This is a genomic window from Bradyrhizobium icense (genome assembly GCF_001693385.1).
Classification (GTDB): domain Bacteria; phylum Pseudomonadota; class Alphaproteobacteria; order Rhizobiales; family Xanthobacteraceae; genus Bradyrhizobium; species Bradyrhizobium icense.
In genome coordinates this window covers 3,492,649-3,509,555 of record NZ_CP016428.1, presented here as the reverse complement: position 1 = coordinate 3,509,555, position 16,907 = coordinate 3,492,649, and the positions used below count along the sequence as shown (strand labels likewise).

Sequence of the window (16,907 nt, the reverse complement as noted above, 5' to 3'; positions counted from 1 at the left end):
TTCGCTTACAAAAAAGCCGGCGTGACGCCGGCCTTCTCATGTCGACACGAACGGTCGCGTCAATATCTGGGAGCAGCCGGGCCACCCCAGCCGAACCGGTAGTTCACGCCGACCTTGGCGGAGTGCTCGTCGTTGCGAAAGGTGCGGCCGGCAATGTCGGCGGGACCTGACGTGAAGGTCGTGTCGCCGAAATTGTAATACTGGTACTCGGCCTTGGCCGACCAGTTCGGGGCGAACATGTATTCGAGGCCGCCGCCCACGGTGTAGCCGTCCTTGTGGTTGCCGTTGGTGGTGAAGCCTGCGGGCACTCCGGCCACCGATACGCCGAGATTATTGCTGTCACGCCAGGCGTAACCGCCCTTGGCGTAGAGCAGCGCCGGACCCCAGGTGTAGCCGAGCCGGCCGGTCACCGAGCCGATCTGATCGGTATTGGAGGTCACGAGCGTTCCGCCCGGAAACAGCACGCCGTTATTATTGCTATTGGGCAGCCAGCTATACTGGGCTTCGGCGCCCACTACCCAGTTCGGCGCGAACTGGTAGTCGAAGCCGCCCTGCACGCCGCCAAGAAAGCGGGCGTCGCTGCCCTGCAGGGAGTTATCGCCCGCGAAGGCACCGCCGACATGGCCGCCAACATAGAACCCGGTCCAGTTATAGACGACTTGAGGTGCGGTATAGGCAGGGGCCTTGGTGTACGGCCGGGGCGGCATGTCAGCCGCAAAGGCTGGGGCCGCCATGACGGCCAGCGCGGCAGCCCCGAGCAGTATCTTCTTCATCTTCTTCCCCGTTACGAACATTGCGGATACCAATCCAAACAACGTGACTTCATTTAGGTTGCTTTGCGGCAAACGCCCGCGACCGGATGGCGCGCCACTGTGACGGCACAGCAACAAAGGTTTTTAGTTCCCTCGCACGTAAGGCTTTTTCCCCGGTTAAGGAGGTGGTTTCCCGCTTGGGGGATGTCCCGGATGACTAAGGCAAGGTTCAACCCTCGCCGAAAAGTGATCCGATTTCGTTCACGGTTCCGTCCCGGAACGCCAGATGACGCCCGCGCCGGCAGCCGTCGTGGCTGCCGGCAGCAAGACCGTCCGTCTTCAAGAACGAGCCACTTCGACAACGGCGTCGGCAAAGGCCTGCGGCGCCTCCTGCGGCAAATTGTGCCCGATCCCGCCGGTGATGAGACGGTGGGCGTATCTGCCGGAAAACTTCCTGGCGTAAGCCTTCGGGTCCGGATGCGGCGCACCGTTGGCGTCGCCTTCGAGGGTGATGGTCGGTACGGCAATGACCGGAAATTCGGCCAGCCGTTTTTCCAGCGCATCGTACCTGGCCTCGCCCGGGGCGAGGCCGAGCCGCCAGCGATAATTGTGGATCACGATGGCAACATGATCGGGGTTGTCGAAGGACGCCGCGCTGCGTTCGAAGGTGGCGTCGTCGAAATTCCATTTCGGCGAGGCAAGCTGCCAGATCAGCTTGGAAAACTCGCGCCGGTATTTTTCGTAGCCCAGCCGGCCCCGTTCGGTCGCAAAATAGTACTGGTACCACCACTGCAGCTCGGCCGATGGCGGCAGCGGTTTTGTGTTGGCGTGCTGGCTGCCGATCAGGTAGCCGCTGACCGAGACCAGCGCCTTGACGCGCTCCGGCCAGATCGCGGCGACGATGCCGGCGGTTCTCGCGCCCCAGTCGAAGCCGGCCACCACCGCTTTTTCGATTTTGAGCGCGTCCATCAGCGCGATGACGTCGGTGGCGAGCGCGGCCTGCTGGCCATTGCGCGGCGCGTCGCCTGAGAGGAAGCGCGTGGTGCCATGGCCGCGCAGATACGGCACGATGACCCGGAAGCCAGCCGATGCCAGCACGGGAGCCACGTCGACGAACGCGTAGATGTCGTAGGGCCAGCCGTGCAGGAGAATGACGACGGGACCATCGGCGGGACCTGCTTCGGCATAACCGATATTGAGAACGCCGGCGTCAATCTGTTTCAGCGCGGCAAACGAGGCGTGGGCGCCCCGCCTGCCCGCGCCTGCTCCTGCATTGCTGGCCTGCGCGAACAGAGCCCCGCTCATGGCAAACGGTGCGGCCGCAAGGGTAGCTGCCGCGGTGCCGAGGAAGCGGCGGCGGTCAGGCGTGGCGGAATGGGACATGGTTTTCTCCGGTCTGTATCTTATACGATAAGATCGCATGCGATATAAATGATCGGACACGATATGTATAGGCGCCGAAGCATCACACTCTCGTGTGGAGCTCACAGCACGCGCGCGAATTTAGCGCGTCAGTTTCTCCAGCTCCGCAAATGGCGCGTAGGCCAGCCCCGCGCAGGGCTCCGCGGCATTTTCGATAATGCGGTCGAGCCGGCCGTCGACAAAAAGGATGGCGCGTTCGCGCGGCTCGCGGTAGCCGCCGTCGGATTCGCGCGGGCTGAACCGGAGACAGACGACATAGCGCAGCCGCCCGCCGAGGACGCGCTCGATCGGCTCGGCCATGACGGCGTCGCGCACGCCGACGGGATTGTTGAGATAGGTCTTCAGGAACGCCAGCACTTCCGTGCGGTAGTTCTTGGGAAAAGGCTGGCTGGAGACGCCGCGATCATCGGTATAGGTGATCGGTTTGCCGTCGTCGCTGGCCGCACAGGCCGAAAGCGCGATCGGCAGCAACATCATCGCCGCAATTTTGACTGAACGCCCCAAACGAACTCTTCCCCTGCCCGTTCGCCGTCTCTTAGACCGCTTCGTGGTAGAAGGGAATTAGCAACTCGGTTATCGGCGCATACCGCTCTCGAAAAGTTGAGCGTGCGCCAGCCCACGGCCATTAGCGATGCAAATGGCGCGTGGGCTGGCCTGACATTCGCAGGCGCGGGGCAATGGGGGCGAAGCGCGCGCGCCGGCGAATCAGATTCAGCTACGTTTTGCGGCCGGCGTCATGGGCTTGATCACGACGTGCGGCTTCGCATGCGTCTTCAATGCGCCGATGTGCTTGTGTTGGCGATGATGCCGATATTGCGTGTGGTGGCGACCCATCCTTGCACTGGCAAGCATGGTTGTGTCCTTATCCTTTGCCTTCCCTTGGGACCCGCGGGCGTTCCGATCGAAGGGCCGGCTCGCCGATCATGCAGGAGACGCTAGCGACCGCGCGCTGAATCTTTCCTGAATCGAACTTTCGGACTCCGTTCATCTCAATGACATCTTTGTCATGTCCGTTCGCGACGGACAGCCGATGGAAATTGGCGGAAATCGAGGTGGAGGCGCGGGAATGTTCTCGGCCGCCGGGGGTTCAAAACAACGGGCTTCGGTGTAGGATCGCCGAACCGGCCATCAGGAGATATGCATGAATAAGTTAGCGATCAGGCTTTTGACTCTCGCAATATTGTCGCTCACGCTTGCGGCCGCCCCTGTCGTTACCGCCGTCTACGCAGCACCCGACAACGATCCCCCGCCGCCGCCAAAGAAGAAGAAGAAATCCAGCGAAGCTCGTCCGGGCAGCGAACAAACCGCATTCGCCCAAAACGCATTCGCCAATGGCTATCGCGCCGCCTACGCCGCGATCTACGAACGCCACGACTATGCGTCGGCGATCGAGCAGTTGAAGGCGCTCGGCCGTGACGACTCGGCCGCCGTCGCCAATCTGATCGGCTATTCCTATCGCAAGCTCGGCGACTACAAGGTCTCGCAGATCTGGTACGAACGCGCGCTGAAGGCAGATCCGAGCCACGTCAAGACCTGGCAATATTACGGCCTGTGGCAGGTCGAACAGGGCAACCGCGATCAGGCGCAATATCACCTGAACCGGATCGCAGAGCTCACCGGCACGACAAGCGAGGAATATCGCTCGCTCGCCGCGGCGCTCGAAAAACCGCCGGGCACCGGGCTGGTTTACTGAGGCACGCTCTCTCCGCGTCATTGCAATGACGAAACAATGAGACCGGCGCAGTGCAGTCACCGCGCCGGTTTTTTTGTTTTGAACTTACTTCACCATCGCCTCGACTTCCGAGCGGAATGCCTTCCGCGCGCTGTCGCGCGAATAGAACATATGGCCGCCGGGATAGACGACGAGCTTGACGCGATCCGGGCTGGCATAGGCTGGCAACTGGTCGAGAAGGACCTTGGACGCGAAATAGGGCGTGGCGAGATCGAACAGCCCGTGACCAACCAGCAGTTTCATCTTCGGGTCGAGCGCGAGAATCTGGCGTAGCTGCGAAATCGACTCAGCCGGCCCGCGGCCGAAATCCCACGACCGGTTCACGCTCTCGCTGAGAAGCTGGTACGAACCATCCGGCCGCCAGTTGAGTTTGCGGGTGGTGAGTTCGACGGCGGCGCTGGTCAACGGCGCCATTAGCGAATCGCCGGATGGATCGCCGAAACGCGCGGAATTCGAATCCGGATAGGGATCGAAGCCCATCACCGAGGCGTCATAGCGCCCGGTCACCCTGCCGTTGCGGCGGTCGAACTCCCTGCGGAATTCGCTGACTTCAAAACGACCCGCGAGCCTGCGGCTTACGGCCTGATCGATGCCGGTCAGCGCCGCCACCTTGTCGGCGAGCCGCGTGGCTGCTTGTGTGTCCGCCTGCCCCTTGATGAGGTCGGTGAGAAATTCGCCCTGCGCGTAGCGTTCGACGTCGGCGAGATCGGCGCGCGTCAGCGGCACCTTGCCGGCTTCCCTCACCTCACGCGCCACGGCCGCCATGGTCGGCAGCGTATAACTGTATTGCAGCAGGCTCGAGCCGGAAAAATCGCGGAAGTCGAGCAAGGGTGAAACCAGAATCAGCCCGCGCACGCCGACGCCCTGCTGCGTCTGCAGATTGCGGACGATCTTCGGCCCGCGAATGCCGCCATAGCTCTCGCCGGCAACGAATTTCGGCGACGCCAGGCGATCGTATTTCTCCAGCCAGCGCCGGATCACCAGCGCAATCGAACTGACATCGCCATCGACGGAAAGGAATCGCTTGCGCACGTCCTCGCCTGACGCGACGAAGCGGCTGTAGCCGGTGCCGACCGGATCGATGAAGACGAGATCGGTGAAGTCGAGCCAGGTCTCGGCATTGGGCAACAGATCGGGAGTGGCCGACGACACCGCGCCATCGCCGCCGATCTGCAGTCGCCACGGTCCGGCAGCGCCCAATTGCAGCCAAGCCGAGGACGCACCCGGGCCGCCGTTGAACAGAAACGTCACCGGCCGGCTGGCGCGATCGGCGCCGTCGAGCTGGTAGGAGGTATAGGCGATATCGGCCTGCGGCTCGCGCTTGTCGTCGAACAGCCGGATCGAGCCGGCGGTGGCGGTGAAGTTGAGCGTGCGACCGGGCAGCGCCAGCGACTGCTGGGTGGTGGAATCCGGCGGGAGGCGATTTTGTTCGGCTGCCGGCGACGGCGTCGCGGCGGTCCCGCGCCCCGGTCCGCCCTTCTGGCCCGAGGGAGACGGCGATGGCGTCGCAGCGGCAGGCTGCTGCGACGTTGGCGAACTCGCCTCCTCGGCGCGTACGGCGGCGCAACACAGGATCAGAATCGCGGCGGCGAGGCGCATGGGACGCGTTGCCGTAAAGCCAAAAGCCATGCTGTTTACTCCTGCGCTCGCGATCGGTCAGGGCCTGCAAGTCTGCCCGGACACTGCGACAGCGCGCTGTTGGTACACAAGGGGAGGAAATCCGCGGAAATCACAATCCCGACAGTATCGCGTGAGAGGATCGGAAGGCTCCGCGCTGCGTCCGATGGTTGTCCTCAGCGGCCGTAAAGTGATATCGGTCGGTTCCGCTGGCTTACCGGCCAATTATATTTTTGATCCATCCATGAAACCATTCGGGCGCTGGCGCGACTAACGAACCTGCGCTTTTTTATGGGGTCTTAGAATGAAACGTACGATTGCTGTTTGTCTCGGCCTGCTGGCGCTGGCTTCCCCGGCGGCCGCAGAGTCGCCGGCCGCGGTGGTCGAAGACGTGCAGGGCAAGGTGACCGGTGCGGAATTCATGGACTATGTGACGCCCAAGGCCGTGATCAAGATTGGCGACGGCGGCTCTGTCATTCTGAGCTACCTGAAGTCATGCCGGCGCGAGACGATCAGCGGTACCGGCACCGTCGTCGTCGGCACCGAAGAAAGCGCCGTCCATCTCGCCGATATAAAGGCCGAGAAGACGAACTGCGATTCCAACCAGGCCAACGTGACGACGCGGGAGACCAGCGGCGTCGCCGCAACCGTGCTGCGCAGTGTCGACAGCAAGAAGGCAGCTTCCCTGCCGCAGCCGCAGCTCACCCTTTACGGCGCCTCCCCGCTGGTGGAAGCCAAGGGACGCGGCAAGTTGATCATTCGACGTCTCGACGCGGCGGGCGAGCGACAGCAGATTGACCTCGGCGGCACCCAGCTCAAGGGACGCTTCGTAGATTTCGCCAGCGAGAACGTCGCGCTGGCTCCCGGCGGCCTCTACGCCGCTTCATTCAAGTCATCGCAGATCGTGTTCCGGGTTGATGAGCAAGCCAAGCCCGGCGCGACGCCGATCGTCGGCCGTCTGCTGCGGATGGAATAGGCGTGCCGGGCCCGACATCTTGAGGATCAGGCGCAACACGCGCGACAGGCTTGTGATCGCCGTCATCGCGCTGGTTTGCGCGGCGGCCTCGGTTTCTCCCGCGGCCCGGCCGATCCGCGGGCTCTCCATCGATATTCTCACCGCGCTGCGCTGGGAGGTGTTTGGCCGCAGGCAGGATCCGGCCAATTCCCCGGCCGTCGTGGTCGCGATGGACGAGGAGAGCCTGCGCACTGCCCCGTTCAAGGACGCGCCGATGCTGACCTGGACCGGGGAGATCGGCCGCGTATTGTCAGCGACGCTCGAAGGCGGCGCCAAGGTGGCCGGCTTCGACATGGTGATCCCCAAATCGATGGAACAATCGGAGATACCGTTTGGCGAGGGGACGCTCGGCGAGAAAGTCCGCGGATTTGACCGCGACTTCCTTCGCGCGCTGGCCGGCGCGGCGGCGAACGGCAAGGTGGTGCTGGGAGAAGTCCTGGGCGGTAACCAGCCGGTCAAGCCATCGCCGGGACAGCGTGTCGCGGTCCGCCAGCAGCAGAACATCCGCCCGCTCAACGTTCACGTCGACAGCGACGATATATTGCGGCGCATGCCGCTGAGCTTCACCGTCAACGGGACGAAGGTCCCCTCGATGGCGGTCGAGCTGGCCTCGCGGGCGCTCGGCGCTGCACCCGAATTCGACGAGCGCGGCAGGCTGACGCTCGCCGGCTACCGGGTTCCCGGCCGCGTGCCGAACACGATGACGCTGAATTTCGAAGGCGGCAGCGACGACATTCCGACCTTCTCCTTTGCCGATCTGCGCGCGTGCGCCGTCAAGAACGACAAGGACTATTTCCGACGCTGGTTTGCCGGGAAGGTTGTCATCTTCGGCACCGTCCTCGATATCGAGGACCGCCGCTTCACCTCCAAGCGCTTCGCAACCGGCATCGAAGGCGCGCGCACCCCGCGTTGCACGGCAGAGAGCACGCCGGTAACCGCAGGTTTCAAGAAGAGCACGATTGCAGGTGTCTATGTCCATGCCACCGCGGTCAATAACCTGATCGCGCGCAATGGCGTGGTCGAACCTGGGCCGCTTCCCCGCCTGCTTATCGCGACACTGATTGCTGCACTCGCCGCGGCCGCCGCCTGGCTGTTCCGGCCCGTCATCGCGTTCGCTGCCTGGACGGGAATGATCGTGCTCGGCGTGGCCGGCGCAACGGTCGCCTTCAACCACGCGCTGGCGCTGCCGCTCGTCGAGCCGATCCTGGCCAGCTTGACCGCGCTGGCCGCAACCATCGGCTTCCGCTTCGTCGTCGCCGACAAGGACCGCCGCCTGCTGCAGAAGAGCTTTGCGCTCTACCTCGCCCCGCACGTCATCAACCGCATGCTGTCGTCGAGCAAATTGCCGGAGCTCGGCGGCGAAACCCGCAACGTGACGGTGTTCTTCTCCGACATCGAAGGATTTTCGCTGATCGCGGAAAAGATGTCGCCCGACGGGCTGATGGAGCTGATGAACGAATATCTTTCGTCGATGACCGACGTCATCGAGAGCCATGGCGGATATGTCGACAAATATATCGGCGACTCCATCGTGGCGGTGTTCGGCGCCCCGGCCGACGATCCCGACCATGCCGCAAACGCGGCGCGCGCCGCGCTGGACTGCTGCACGCAACTGGCGCACCTCAACGCCTCCTCCGCCCTGTTTCGCGAGTACAAGCTGGCACAGCGGATCGGCATCAATTCCGGCGAGGCGCTGGTCGGCAATTTCGGATCGCGGCGACGCTTCAACTACTCGGTGATGAGCGACGCGGTGAACCTGGCCTCGCGGCTGGAGGGCGCCAACAAATTCTACGGCACCACCGTGATCGCTTCCGAGACGACGGTCGTGCTCGCCGGCGAAGCCTTCGCCTGGCGCGAACTCGACGCCATCAGGGTCAAGGGACGAACCCAGGCGCTCAAAATCTATGAGTTGCTGGCGCTGTCGGCCGGGCTGGCGCCCTCGCAGCAGACGGTGATCGCCGACTACGCCGACGGGCTGGTGCACTGGCGGGCCCGCGAGTTCGCGCGCGCGGCAGAATGTTTCGGCCGTTCGGCCGATATCGACCGGCCGGCATCGCTGTTTGCCGCGCGGGCCCGGGAATTGGCCCAAAATCCGCCGGGCGACGACTGGGACCCGATCCGGACATTGCAGGAAAAATGACGCCCCGATGACCGCCGGTTTACGTTACCGGCGCGAAAGTGCCTGACGGCCATCTCGACAAGCCGGTCCAAGGTGTATAGACGAGCGCGGCGCAATCCGGCGCCAGGTATGAGTTCGTCGTCCGATGGCTACCCCCAAGCGATACGACCGGATCGCCTTCGTCGCGAGCGCAGGCGCGGAGGCGCAGACCGCACTGGCGCAGCTCGTCAAGCTCTATGGCAATCATGATGCCGACGACGCCGACGTCGTGGTGGCGCTCGGCGGCGACGGATTGATGCTGCAGACGCTGCACGCCCATATGCGCTCGGGCAAGCCGATCTACGGCATGCATCGCGGCACCGTCGGCTTCCTGATGAACGAATTCACCACCCACGACCTGCACACGCGGCTGGCGGCGGCGCGGGAATCCCTGATCAATCCGCTCCTGATGCGCGCAACCGACGTGCACGGCGTAGTGCATCTGCATCACGCCATCAACGAAGTCGCGCTGTTCCGCCAGACCAACCAGGCCGCGCACTTACGCATCCTGATCGACGAGCACGAGCGGATGGCAGAATTGATTGCCGACGGCATCCTTGTAGCGACGCCGGCCGGCTCCACCGCCTATAATCTGTCGGCGCAGGGACCGATCCTGCCGATCAACGCCGCGCTTCTGGCGCTGACCCCGATCAGCGCGTTCCGACCCAGACGCTGGCGCGGCGCCCTGCTCCCGAACTCCGCTTTCGTGGTGATCGAGGTGCTCGAGGGTGAAAAGCGTCCGGTTGCGGCCGCCGCCGACCATGACGACGTGCGCGACGTCCGCCGCGTCGAGGTGTTGTCCGACAAGACGATTTCAATGCGAATGCTGTTCGACCCTGGCCACAGCCTCGAGGAACGCATCCTGCGCGAGCAGTTCGGGTATTAACTCGGGTTCGCCGAGCCCTTCTCACGCCGGTTTTGCAACCATTCCTTAACCGGCGCCGCGATATGGTTAACGCCAGTATACCGTTTGGCCGGGCCGGACCATGTATCGCATTGACTTCAACAAGCTGCGATTTCTGATTTGCGACGACAATCCGCATATGCGCCGCATTCTGCGGACGCTGCTGCATTCGTTCGGTGCGCGCGAAGCCTATGAAGCCGAGGACGGCGCTACCGCGCTCGAAATGTACAGCCACTACGTGCCCGACATCGTCATCACCGACTGGGCGATGCCGATCTTCGACGGCCTCGAACTGGCGCAGATGATCCGGCAGCCGGAATCCAAGGGCAATCCCTACGCGCCGATCATCATGCTGACCGGACATTCGGAGAAGCGGCGCGTCACGGTGGCGCGCGACGCCGGCGTCACCGAATTCCTGGCCAAGCCGATCTCGGCCAAGGGCCTCTATCAGCGCATCCTCAACGTCGTCGCCAACCCGCGCCCCTTCATCAAGACCAAGACCTATTTCGGTCCTGACCGGCGGCGCAACACCAACAACGCCTATATCGGCCCCGAGCGCCGGGTCGGCGGCGAGATGGAAGTGATGCAGCAGCCGTCGCTGCTCGACAAGGCGCGGTCGAACGTCTAGCGCGAGCCTGGAGAGACCATCATGGCGAAAGAGAAGCCGGGGACGATACAGGTCAAGTCGTTTGCCGATCATCACGTGATCACGCAGCCGAATCCGTTGCGCAAGGTATTGCTGCGCGTTCCCGAATCCGATCTCGACGATCCCGTCGGGCGCGCGGAAAAGGCGCTTGCAGAATTATCCGGCGAATTCAAGAACTGGATGACGATCGAAGCGGATCGGCTCTCAGCCGCGCACGCAGCCATTCTCTGCGATGGCTTCACCATCGACAACCGCGAAGAGCTGTTTCGCGCCGCCCATGACATCAAGGGCGATGCCGCCACGTTCGGCTTCCCTTCCGCCGGCGCCGCCGCCGAAAGCCTGTGCCGCATCATCGAACATGCGCCCGATCTCGACCAGGTCCCGCCCGAGCTGATCACCCATCACATCAATGCCATTCAGGCGATCGTGCGCGAACGCACCAAGCTCGACACCGCCGTGATGGCCAGCGCGCTGAGCAAGCAGCTCCGCGGCGTGGCCGACGAATTCCTGCTCAAGGTCAACCGCGACCGCCCCGAGCATCTCGAAGCGATCCTGGCGCCGAGCATCGTGCCGGCAGAGTAAACCGCGATATCTCCACGCGTCGTCCCTGCGAACGCAGGGACCCATACGCTGCGGCTTTTCGATTAAAAACAGGCTGGTCGACGGCTTCCGCGCAACCACAAACGGCTGTGGTTATGGGTCCCTGCGTTCGCAGGGACGACACCGGTCGTGCTGCGGGAGTTGGCTTATGCCGCGAGATCGCGCACGGCCGGCACGAACGCTTCGTCGGCGACCAGTTCCTCGCAGAACAGGCGGGCTTCCTCGCGAGCGGACTCGGTTGCGAACCGCCGCAGCAGGATCAGGAGCGGCTCGGCTGCCTTGCGGTCGGTCTCGCAATGGGTCAGCACACGTTCGACCATGCGGCGGCGCAGCCTCGCGGCGCCGCTGATCGTGTCGACAAAGCCGGTCTCACGGCTGACCTCGAGCGCGATACGGAAGGCGCCGAACGTGGATTCGGGAAGGCCAGCGCGGATCAGGAGCGCCTGCAGGCTGGCGCCGCCGCGGTCGTGCAGCAGCGCGGTGACGCGGGCCAGCGGCAGGTCGGCCAATTCGGCAAGCGCCGCATCGAACAGTTCGAGATTGCCCGACAACAATGCGCGCAGGATCAGGCCTGCGGTCAGTTGCCCGGTGGCGCGCAGATGCCGCACCAGGCCCAGCATGTCATCGCCGCGCGAACGGGCCGCGATGTTCACCGCCGAGCGCTCGCGCGCTTCGTTCGCCAGCCGCCCTGCCCGATCGGCACTCAGCCAGTTCCGCGCGACGACGAATTGCGCCAGCGTCTCGGAGAGTTTCGCGACCAGCGCCGCGCGCGTTGCGGCCGGCAGGCCTTCCAGCACCAGCATCGATTCCCTGATGGCGGCGAGATGGCCGTGACGTTCGACGATACGATCCCAGGAGAACGGCGCGAGCTCCGCGTAGGCATTCTCGATCAGTTCGAGCGCCGCGGCGGCTGAACCTACTTCGGCAATCGCGGCGGAAACCGATGGCGGCAGGTTGATGCGGCGGGCGATGGCGCATTGCATATCGCTGTTGCCGGTGGCGACGATGTCGACGAGGTCGGCGTCGATCAGAAGCGGCGAATGTTCGAGCACGGGAAGCGCGATCGAGGGCTGGTCGAGCGAGAGCGCCTGCACGATCGCGGCCGGCGCATCCGAGCTGCGCGCGAAGACTTCCGACATCGCCTGGCGCACCAGCGGCGACGGATCATCGAGCAGCATCAGCAGCGCGCCTTCGGCGGCGCTGCGATCGTCCTCGCTGAGATCTGAAATCAACCAGGCCCGCGCCAACGCCCGCGTTGCCTCTGCCCGCTCGCCTGCCGGAGCGGTACGAATCCAACTGATGAACTGCCGAACGATCATGGTCCTGGCTACGCAACCTGAGACGACACCGTGACGCGATGCCACTGTCAGAAAAAATAAACCATGACGCTTAACAAAGGGTTCACCATAAACGGCTGGTTTTATTGACGTTTTGTTAAGGGTACGACGAAGGTTGCGATGTCTCGTTCCCCGGATGCTGCGCAACGCGCAGTGTTGCGCTGCTGATCCAGGACCCATCCGAGCTCGCCCACCGCGATGGGTCCCGGTTCTGCGACGCATCGCTGCGCGCTGCATCGCGCCCGGGACGCGGGTCGGTGATCAACTACTGAACGTGCCGTTGCGGTCGCTGAAGAGGTCGAGTCTTCCGGGCGCGCGGACTTCGGGCTTGTGTCCCGACAATACGGCGCTCGCGGAGGCAACTGACGCCGGCGACGAATTGCTGCCCCACAACTCCTGTACCGCCGGCGAAATCGGCTCGGTGCGTTCGCCGGCCTGGAACAGCGAGCGGAAGATCGGCTCCGTTGGCGCCGAGGCGGTCTGCGCCGTTGCCGCCACCGGCGACACCGCGCGGGAATCCGGGAAGCTCGAGAGATAGGCGGCGTTGTCGATCGCGGTTGCCACCGGCGCGGCGCTTGCGACCGTGATGCGCCGTGGCAGATCGCCGCCGGCCGCCGCCATCGCCGTGCGCGTCACCGGCGAACTCGCGGCAGCCGCATAGCGCGTGCTCAGCACGGAATAGACCTGCGAGACGCTGCGCGGCTGCCCCGAGCGGTCGTAGAAGATCGATTGATTGGCTGCGGCTGCCGCCGGAAACATTTGCGCCGCGGACGTGTTCGGATTGTCCTCGGCGTTCTGGATCAGCTTGCCGGCGCCGCCGACGCCCATGAAATGCGCCATGTAGAGTTCGGCGTCGGTCGGGCGGCGGCCGATCTTGCCGGTCAGCTTGAAACTGTTGGATTGCGTCAGCACCGCCGCCATCGACGAGGCGGCATCCGGATCGTCGCGCAGCCGCATGATCGCGGCGCGTGCGGCGGGATCGTCGACCGAATAGCTGCCTGAAGGATTTCTGGTGATGGCGTCGGCATATTTGCCGTAGCCGAGATGGGCCCCCGCCTCTTTCACCGTGCCGAGCCAGGTCTGGTCGATGAACTGAAACAGCCCGCGCGCCGACGAGGTGGTCGCCGCGGCCTTCGGGTTGAAATTGGATTCCATCTTCGCGGTGGCGAGCAGATATTCGAAGCTGGCGCCGGTGGTGGATGCGGCCTGCTTGATCGAGCCCGCGATCCTGGCTCGCGCCGGATCGACACCTGCCGCAGCCGTGGCGCTGAATGTGTCGACCGACATGTGTTGGAGCCCCGCTCCTCGCGAACCGTGCGGCCTGCGTGCGCTGGCAATCAGCGCCTACTATGCCTACTATAAAGGCAAGACTGCCGCATTTATGGTTAACGGCGGGTTAAGCCTCCGCGTCCCGGCCGCGGTGCGGGGTCTCTTTGACGGTGCACAGAGCCGGAACCCATGGCGGCTGTGGACCCCGGACCAGCAGCGCACCACTTCGCACACCTCACGTTTGCTTGGAATAGACCTCGGCCGGATCGAATTGCCGGTCGGCATCGATGAACGACAACCGCGTGCCGCCGTCGGCCGCGTCGATCATGCGGTAGAAGCACGAATGCCGGCCGGTGTGGCACGCAGCCCCCTGCTGCTCGACCCGAATCCAGACGGCGTCCTGGTCGCAGTCCATCCGCATCTCGACCACGCGCTGGGTCTGACCTGAAGTCTCACCCTTTCGCCACAACGCATTGCGCGAACGGCTGAAATACCAGACGTCACCGCTGGCGATCGTCTTGCGCAGCGCTTCCTCGTTCATATGCGCGACCATCAGCACGTCGCCGGTCACAGCGTCGGTCGCCACGCACGTCAAAAGGCCGGATGCGTCGAATTTGGGCTGGAAAGCCAGCCCCTCCTCGCGCTCTTTGGTGTCGGCTGATGTGGACACGGGAGTCCTCGCTAAGAGTTCGGCGAGGTTACCGGTTCGGTCCTCGCACCAGGGACAGGAAACGCTGCTGCTCCGCCGGGTTGTCGCGGAACATGCCGGTGAAGCGGCTGGTGAAGGTCATCGCGCCATGCTTGGCGACGCCGCGTACCGACATGCACGTATGCTCCGCCTCGATCAGCACGGCAACGCCGCGGGGTTTTAATACCTCGTCGATCGCGGCCGCGATCTGGGCGGTCAGGTGCTCCTGGGTCTGCAGGCGGCGGGCGAAGATATCGGTCAGCCGCGCCAGCTTCGACAATCCGACCACCCGCTCCACCGGCGTATAGGCGATGTGCGCCTTGCCGTAGAACGGCATCATGTGATGCTCGCATTGCGAGGTGAATTCGATGTCGCGGACCAGGACGAAATCGTCATAGCCGGCGGTTTCGCCGAAGGTACGGTCCAGCACCTCGGCCGGGCACTGGTGATAACCCTGGTAGAGTTCGTCGAAGGCCTCGACCACGCGGCGGGGCGTATCCAGCAAACCCTCGCGATCGGGGTTTTCACCGATATAGCTGAGCAGCGTGTGCACGGCGTGCTCGGCCTCGGCGCGCGACGGGCGCGGCAGGTCGGCGCGGACGGCAGCAGCCAGGAACTCGGCCGGATCGAGCTCGGCGGGACGGGTTTCCGGCGCCACATCCGGCGATTTCACTTCGGAAGGCTTCAAGTCGGAAGGTGAAGGCTTGCCTGGGCGGAGGGATTTAATCAATGCGTCCATGTCTTCTCCGTTCGACCGGCCCGCGAAGACCGGAGTGTCACCGGGCAGACGGGGCGGTTTTGCGCCGGGCGCCTGAGTCCCATCCACAACACGCGGACGGCCGAACTGGTTTCCATGTCTGGTCCCTGCCCGTCCGCCTACGGCAACGGCCGGGCTGTTTTTCCGCCGTTGCTGTCCATATATAGGACGATGAAACCCAGCCGCCAAGGGCGCTCCGATCGCCGCCCGGGACACCGATTCTCATGCTGAATGACATCTACAACAAGCGGATCATTGAATTAGCGGGCAATATCCCCCGCCTCGGCCGCCTCCCCGACCCCCACGCCAGTGCCACCGCCCACTCCAAACTGTGCGGCTCGACCGTTAAGGTCGACCTCAGGATGGACGGTCCCGTGGTCAGCGACTTCGCCCATGACGTGAAGGCCTGCGCGCTCGGACAGGCCTCCTCCTCGATCATGGCAAGCCATGTGGTCGGCTCGACGGCCAGCGAGTTACGAGAATTGCGAGAAACCGTGCGCAAGATGTTGAAGGAAAACGGCAGTCCCCCGCAGGGCAAATGGGCCGATATCGCCCTGCTCGAGCCGGTGCGCGACTACAAGGCCCGCCACGCCTCGACCATGCTGACGTTCGACGCCGTGGTGGATGCCATCGGGCAGATCGAAGCCAGGGCCAAGCAGCCGGCGCAGGCGTGAGCCCAGCATACCCGCCTTCGTACCCCGCGAATGCGGCGTATCCAGTACGCCGGGAATTCTCGATTTAATCAGCACCGTCACGGCGTACGGGTCATCCGCTTTCGCGGATGATGACACCGTCTGTCGGGATGCAGCCTATTTTTGTTGCGGCTGAGCCGGCTGCGCCGGCGCGGTCGCCGAGCTGCCGGTCGGAACCGCGGCTTCGGCAGTCCTGGTCGATTTGCCCGGCTGCGGCGCGTCGCTCTCCGTCGCGGAGCTGACGAAGCGATCCTGCGGCTTGGAAGGTTTCGCCTCGGCCATGGGCACCAACGCATTGTCCTGCGGGAACACATCGGCGACCGCATCGGTCGTGACGAGATTGGCCAGGCGCAATTCCGCGCGCGACAATTCGTGCAGATCTTCCCACGGCGGCACGCTGAGCGCGAGCGACAGCAGGTCGCCGGTGCCGCCCATGTCGAAGGTGAATTTCGTGAGGCGGCCGATGTCGCGTTGCACGATCATCAGGTCCTGCGCGCTGTAGCTCGCGGCCTTCGCGTCGTCGGCGCGATCGCCCATCCAGATCTGGTGCACGCGGACATGCGCGGCGGGCGGCACGTAGCGCGTCTTGCCCGACAGCAGCAGGAACACGCACATCGACTCGCAATAGGCTTCCGGCGCCACGCTCGGGCGTTCGCCTTGCGCGGTCTTCGTGCGCACGGTGGTGCCAACGGTCGTCAGCGCGCCGAGACTGCGGAACCGCCGGCCAAGCACGATTGAATCGTTGACCGAGCCGCCGCTGGAATCCAGCACGATGGTCGCGCCGGCGAGCTGGCGGCCCTTGGCGAATTCGTCGAACTCGCGCGGACTATCCGCCGTAACGATGCCGACGGCCGACACCCAGCCCCTGCAATCGGGCTGGCATGCATTCCACTTGAAATGCATCGGCTGCTTGCGTGCTTCGAGGGTTCCGCCGGCGTGTGCCGAATTACCCAGCGTCGTGATCGCACTGGGCAATGCGAAACAAAGGCCGGTGGCAGCGAGAAGCGCCCAACCGCGAAATTTCAACGACGTCACAAATCTCAATTTGGATCCTTCCCCCAAGCCCCGTCTACGACTGGCGGCAATGGCCCCACTTTAGCGCGAGATGATTCTGTCATCGATCCGTATGAAAACGGTAACTGTGCTGACGTGTGTCGTCCATAATACCTTGGCTTGTTGCGTCAGTTTGCAGTGCGATAATTGCGAACTGTGGCTAAATATCTGCACGAATTGAGTTCCTTGCTTGGGAACTCCCGCAAAACTACGTACATAGTTCTGCATGGCGCCCGCAGATCGTTCAACGTCACAGCGAAAACAA

16 protein-coding genes are annotated in these 16,907 nt (G+C 63.9%); 7 read left to right on the top strand and 9 right to left on the bottom strand.

Annotated elements, in window-relative coordinates:
* Positions 1–59: 59 nt before the first annotated feature.
* The 3 genes from LMTR13_RS16355 to LMTR13_RS16345 form a co-directional block, all read right to left on the bottom strand.
* Positions 60–773, bottom strand: a complete 714-nt coding sequence (locus LMTR13_RS16355; protein ID WP_065732737.1) for an outer membrane protein — start codon at positions 771–773, stop codon at positions 60–62.
* Positions 774–1,091: 318 nt separating this feature from the next.
* Positions 1,092–2,135 carry an alpha/beta fold hydrolase gene (locus tag LMTR13_RS16350; protein WP_065728759.1) on the bottom strand — a complete coding sequence of 348 codons (1,044 nt, stop codon included), beginning with the start codon at positions 2,133–2,135 and terminating at the stop codon, positions 1,092–1,094.
* Between the two features lie 120 nt (positions 2,136–2,255).
* Positions 2,256–2,648: a hypothetical protein gene (locus tag LMTR13_RS16345; protein WP_065732736.1), complete on the bottom strand. Its 393-nt coding sequence runs from the start codon at positions 2,646–2,648 to the stop codon at positions 2,256–2,258.
* Between the two features lie 667 nt (positions 2,649–3,315).
* Between LMTR13_RS16345 and LMTR13_RS16340 the strand changes: the two genes are divergently transcribed.
* Complete coding sequence (locus tag LMTR13_RS16340) at positions 3,316–3,867, top strand: tetratricopeptide repeat protein (protein WP_065728758.1); 552 nt, start codon at positions 3,316–3,318, stop codon at positions 3,865–3,867.
* A gap of 84 nt (positions 3,868–3,951) precedes the next feature.
* Here LMTR13_RS16340 and LMTR13_RS16335 read toward each other — a convergent pair whose 3' ends face one another.
* On the bottom strand, positions 3,952–5,535 hold the full coding sequence (locus LMTR13_RS16335; RefSeq protein ID WP_065728757.1) for a S10 family peptidase: 1,584 nt from the start codon (positions 5,533–5,535) through the stop codon (positions 3,952–3,954).
* A 292-nt stretch (positions 5,536–5,827) separates the two neighbouring features.
* On the opposite strand from LMTR13_RS16335, the gene LMTR13_RS16330 reads away from it, so the two are divergent.
* From LMTR13_RS16330 to LMTR13_RS16310, 5 genes are all read left to right on the top strand, one after another.
* Positions 5,828–6,499 (top strand): hypothetical protein, encoded by a 672-nt coding sequence (locus LMTR13_RS16330; protein ID WP_065728756.1) that lies wholly within the window; start codon positions 5,828–5,830, stop codon positions 6,497–6,499.
* A gap of 25 nt (positions 6,500–6,524) precedes the next feature.
* Positions 6,525–8,678, top strand: coding sequence for an adenylate/guanylate cyclase domain-containing protein (locus tag LMTR13_RS16325; protein WP_418219799.1), 2,154 nt, complete (start codon positions 6,525–6,527; stop codon positions 8,676–8,678).
* A 124-nt stretch (positions 8,679–8,802) separates the two neighbouring features.
* Positions 8,803–9,582, top strand: a complete 780-nt coding sequence (locus LMTR13_RS16320; protein WP_028349126.1) for an NAD kinase — start codon at positions 8,803–8,805, stop codon at positions 9,580–9,582.
* 100 nt (positions 9,583–9,682) lie between these two features.
* Positions 9,683–10,228: a response regulator gene (locus LMTR13_RS16315; protein ID WP_028349127.1), complete on the top strand. Its 546-nt coding sequence runs from the start codon at positions 9,683–9,685 to the stop codon at positions 10,226–10,228.
* Between the two features lie 21 nt (positions 10,229–10,249).
* Positions 10,250–10,828: an Hpt domain-containing protein gene (locus LMTR13_RS16310; protein ID WP_065728754.1), complete on the top strand. Its 579-nt coding sequence runs from the start codon at positions 10,250–10,252 to the stop codon at positions 10,826–10,828.
* 164 nt (positions 10,829–10,992) lie between these two features.
* Here the strand turns inward: LMTR13_RS16310 and LMTR13_RS16305 are convergent, their stop codons facing one another.
* The 4 genes from LMTR13_RS16305 to folE form a co-directional block, all read right to left on the bottom strand.
* Positions 10,993–12,165: a DUF2336 domain-containing protein gene (locus LMTR13_RS16305; RefSeq protein WP_065728753.1), complete on the bottom strand. Its 1,173-nt coding sequence runs from the start codon at positions 12,163–12,165 to the stop codon at positions 10,993–10,995.
* A gap of 279 nt (positions 12,166–12,444) precedes the next feature.
* On the bottom strand, positions 12,445–13,470 hold the full coding sequence (locus LMTR13_RS16300) for a transglycosylase SLT domain-containing protein (RefSeq protein ID WP_065728752.1): 1,026 nt from the start codon (positions 13,468–13,470) through the stop codon (positions 12,445–12,447).
* A 217-nt stretch (positions 13,471–13,687) separates the two neighbouring features.
* Positions 13,688–14,122: a phosphoribosyl-AMP cyclohydrolase gene (hisI, locus tag LMTR13_RS16295; RefSeq protein ID WP_065728751.1), complete on the bottom strand. Its 435-nt coding sequence runs from the start codon at positions 14,120–14,122 to the stop codon at positions 13,688–13,690.
* Positions 14,123–14,150: 28 nt separating this feature from the next.
* Positions 14,151–14,879 carry a GTP cyclohydrolase I FolE gene (gene folE / locus LMTR13_RS16290; RefSeq protein ID WP_065728750.1) on the bottom strand — a complete coding sequence of 243 codons (729 nt, stop codon included), beginning with the start codon at positions 14,877–14,879 and terminating at the stop codon, positions 14,151–14,153.
* Between the two features lie 242 nt (positions 14,880–15,121).
* On the opposite strand from folE, the gene LMTR13_RS16285 reads away from it, so the two are divergent.
* The gene (locus LMTR13_RS16285) at positions 15,122–15,571 is read left to right on the top strand and encodes an iron-sulfur cluster assembly scaffold protein (RefSeq protein WP_065728749.1); all 450 of its coding nucleotides are present in this window, start codon (positions 15,122–15,124) and stop codon (positions 15,569–15,571) included.
* Between the two features lie 135 nt (positions 15,572–15,706).
* Here LMTR13_RS16285 and LMTR13_RS16280 read toward each other — a convergent pair whose 3' ends face one another.
* The gene (locus LMTR13_RS16280) at positions 15,707–16,633 is read right to left on the bottom strand and encodes a COG3904 family protein (RefSeq protein WP_065732735.1); all 927 of its coding nucleotides are present in this window, start codon (positions 16,631–16,633) and stop codon (positions 15,707–15,709) included.
* Positions 16,634–16,907: the final 274 nt, after the last annotated feature.

What these genes read in the sequence shown, in the direction of transcription:
- LMTR13_RS16340 (WP_065728758.1), top strand. Translation starts at nt 3,316, where the DNA reads ATGAATAAGTTAGCGATCAGGCTTTTGACTCTCGCAATATTGTCGCTC.
- LMTR13_RS16320 (WP_028349126.1), top strand. Translation starts at nt 8,803, where the DNA reads ATGGCTACCCCCAAGCGATACGACCGGATCGCCTTCGTCGCGAGCGCA.
- LMTR13_RS16335 (WP_065728757.1), bottom strand. Translation starts at nt 5,535, where the DNA reads ATGGCTTTTGGCTTTACGGCAACGCGTCCCATGCGCCTCGCCGCCGCG.
- LMTR13_RS16330 (WP_065728756.1), top strand. Translation starts at nt 5,828, where the DNA reads ATGAAACGTACGATTGCTGTTTGTCTCGGCCTGCTGGCGCTGGCTTCC.
- LMTR13_RS16345 (WP_065732736.1), bottom strand. Translation starts at nt 2,648, where the DNA reads ATGTTGCTGCCGATCGCGCTTTCGGCCTGTGCGGCCAGCGACGACGGC.
- LMTR13_RS16300 (WP_065728752.1), bottom strand. Translation starts at nt 13,470, where the DNA reads ATGTCGGTCGACACATTCAGCGCCACGGCTGCGGCAGGTGTCGATCCG.
- folE (WP_065728750.1), bottom strand. Translation starts at nt 14,879, where the DNA reads ATGGACGCATTGATTAAATCCCTCCGCCCAGGCAAGCCTTCACCTTCC.
- LMTR13_RS16305 (WP_065728753.1), bottom strand. Translation starts at nt 12,165, where the DNA reads ATGATCGTTCGGCAGTTCATCAGTTGGATTCGTACCGCTCCGGCAGGC.
- LMTR13_RS16285 (WP_065728749.1), top strand. Translation starts at nt 15,122, where the DNA reads ATGCTGAATGACATCTACAACAAGCGGATCATTGAATTAGCGGGCAAT.
- LMTR13_RS16350 (WP_065728759.1), bottom strand. Translation starts at nt 2,135, where the DNA reads ATGTCCCATTCCGCCACGCCTGACCGCCGCCGCTTCCTCGGCACCGCG.
- LMTR13_RS16355 (WP_065732737.1), bottom strand. Translation starts at nt 773, where the DNA reads ATGAAGAAGATACTGCTCGGGGCTGCCGCGCTGGCCGTCATGGCGGCC.
- LMTR13_RS16315 (WP_028349127.1), top strand. Translation starts at nt 9,683, where the DNA reads ATGTATCGCATTGACTTCAACAAGCTGCGATTTCTGATTTGCGACGAC.
- LMTR13_RS16310 (WP_065728754.1), top strand. Translation starts at nt 10,250, where the DNA reads ATGGCGAAAGAGAAGCCGGGGACGATACAGGTCAAGTCGTTTGCCGAT.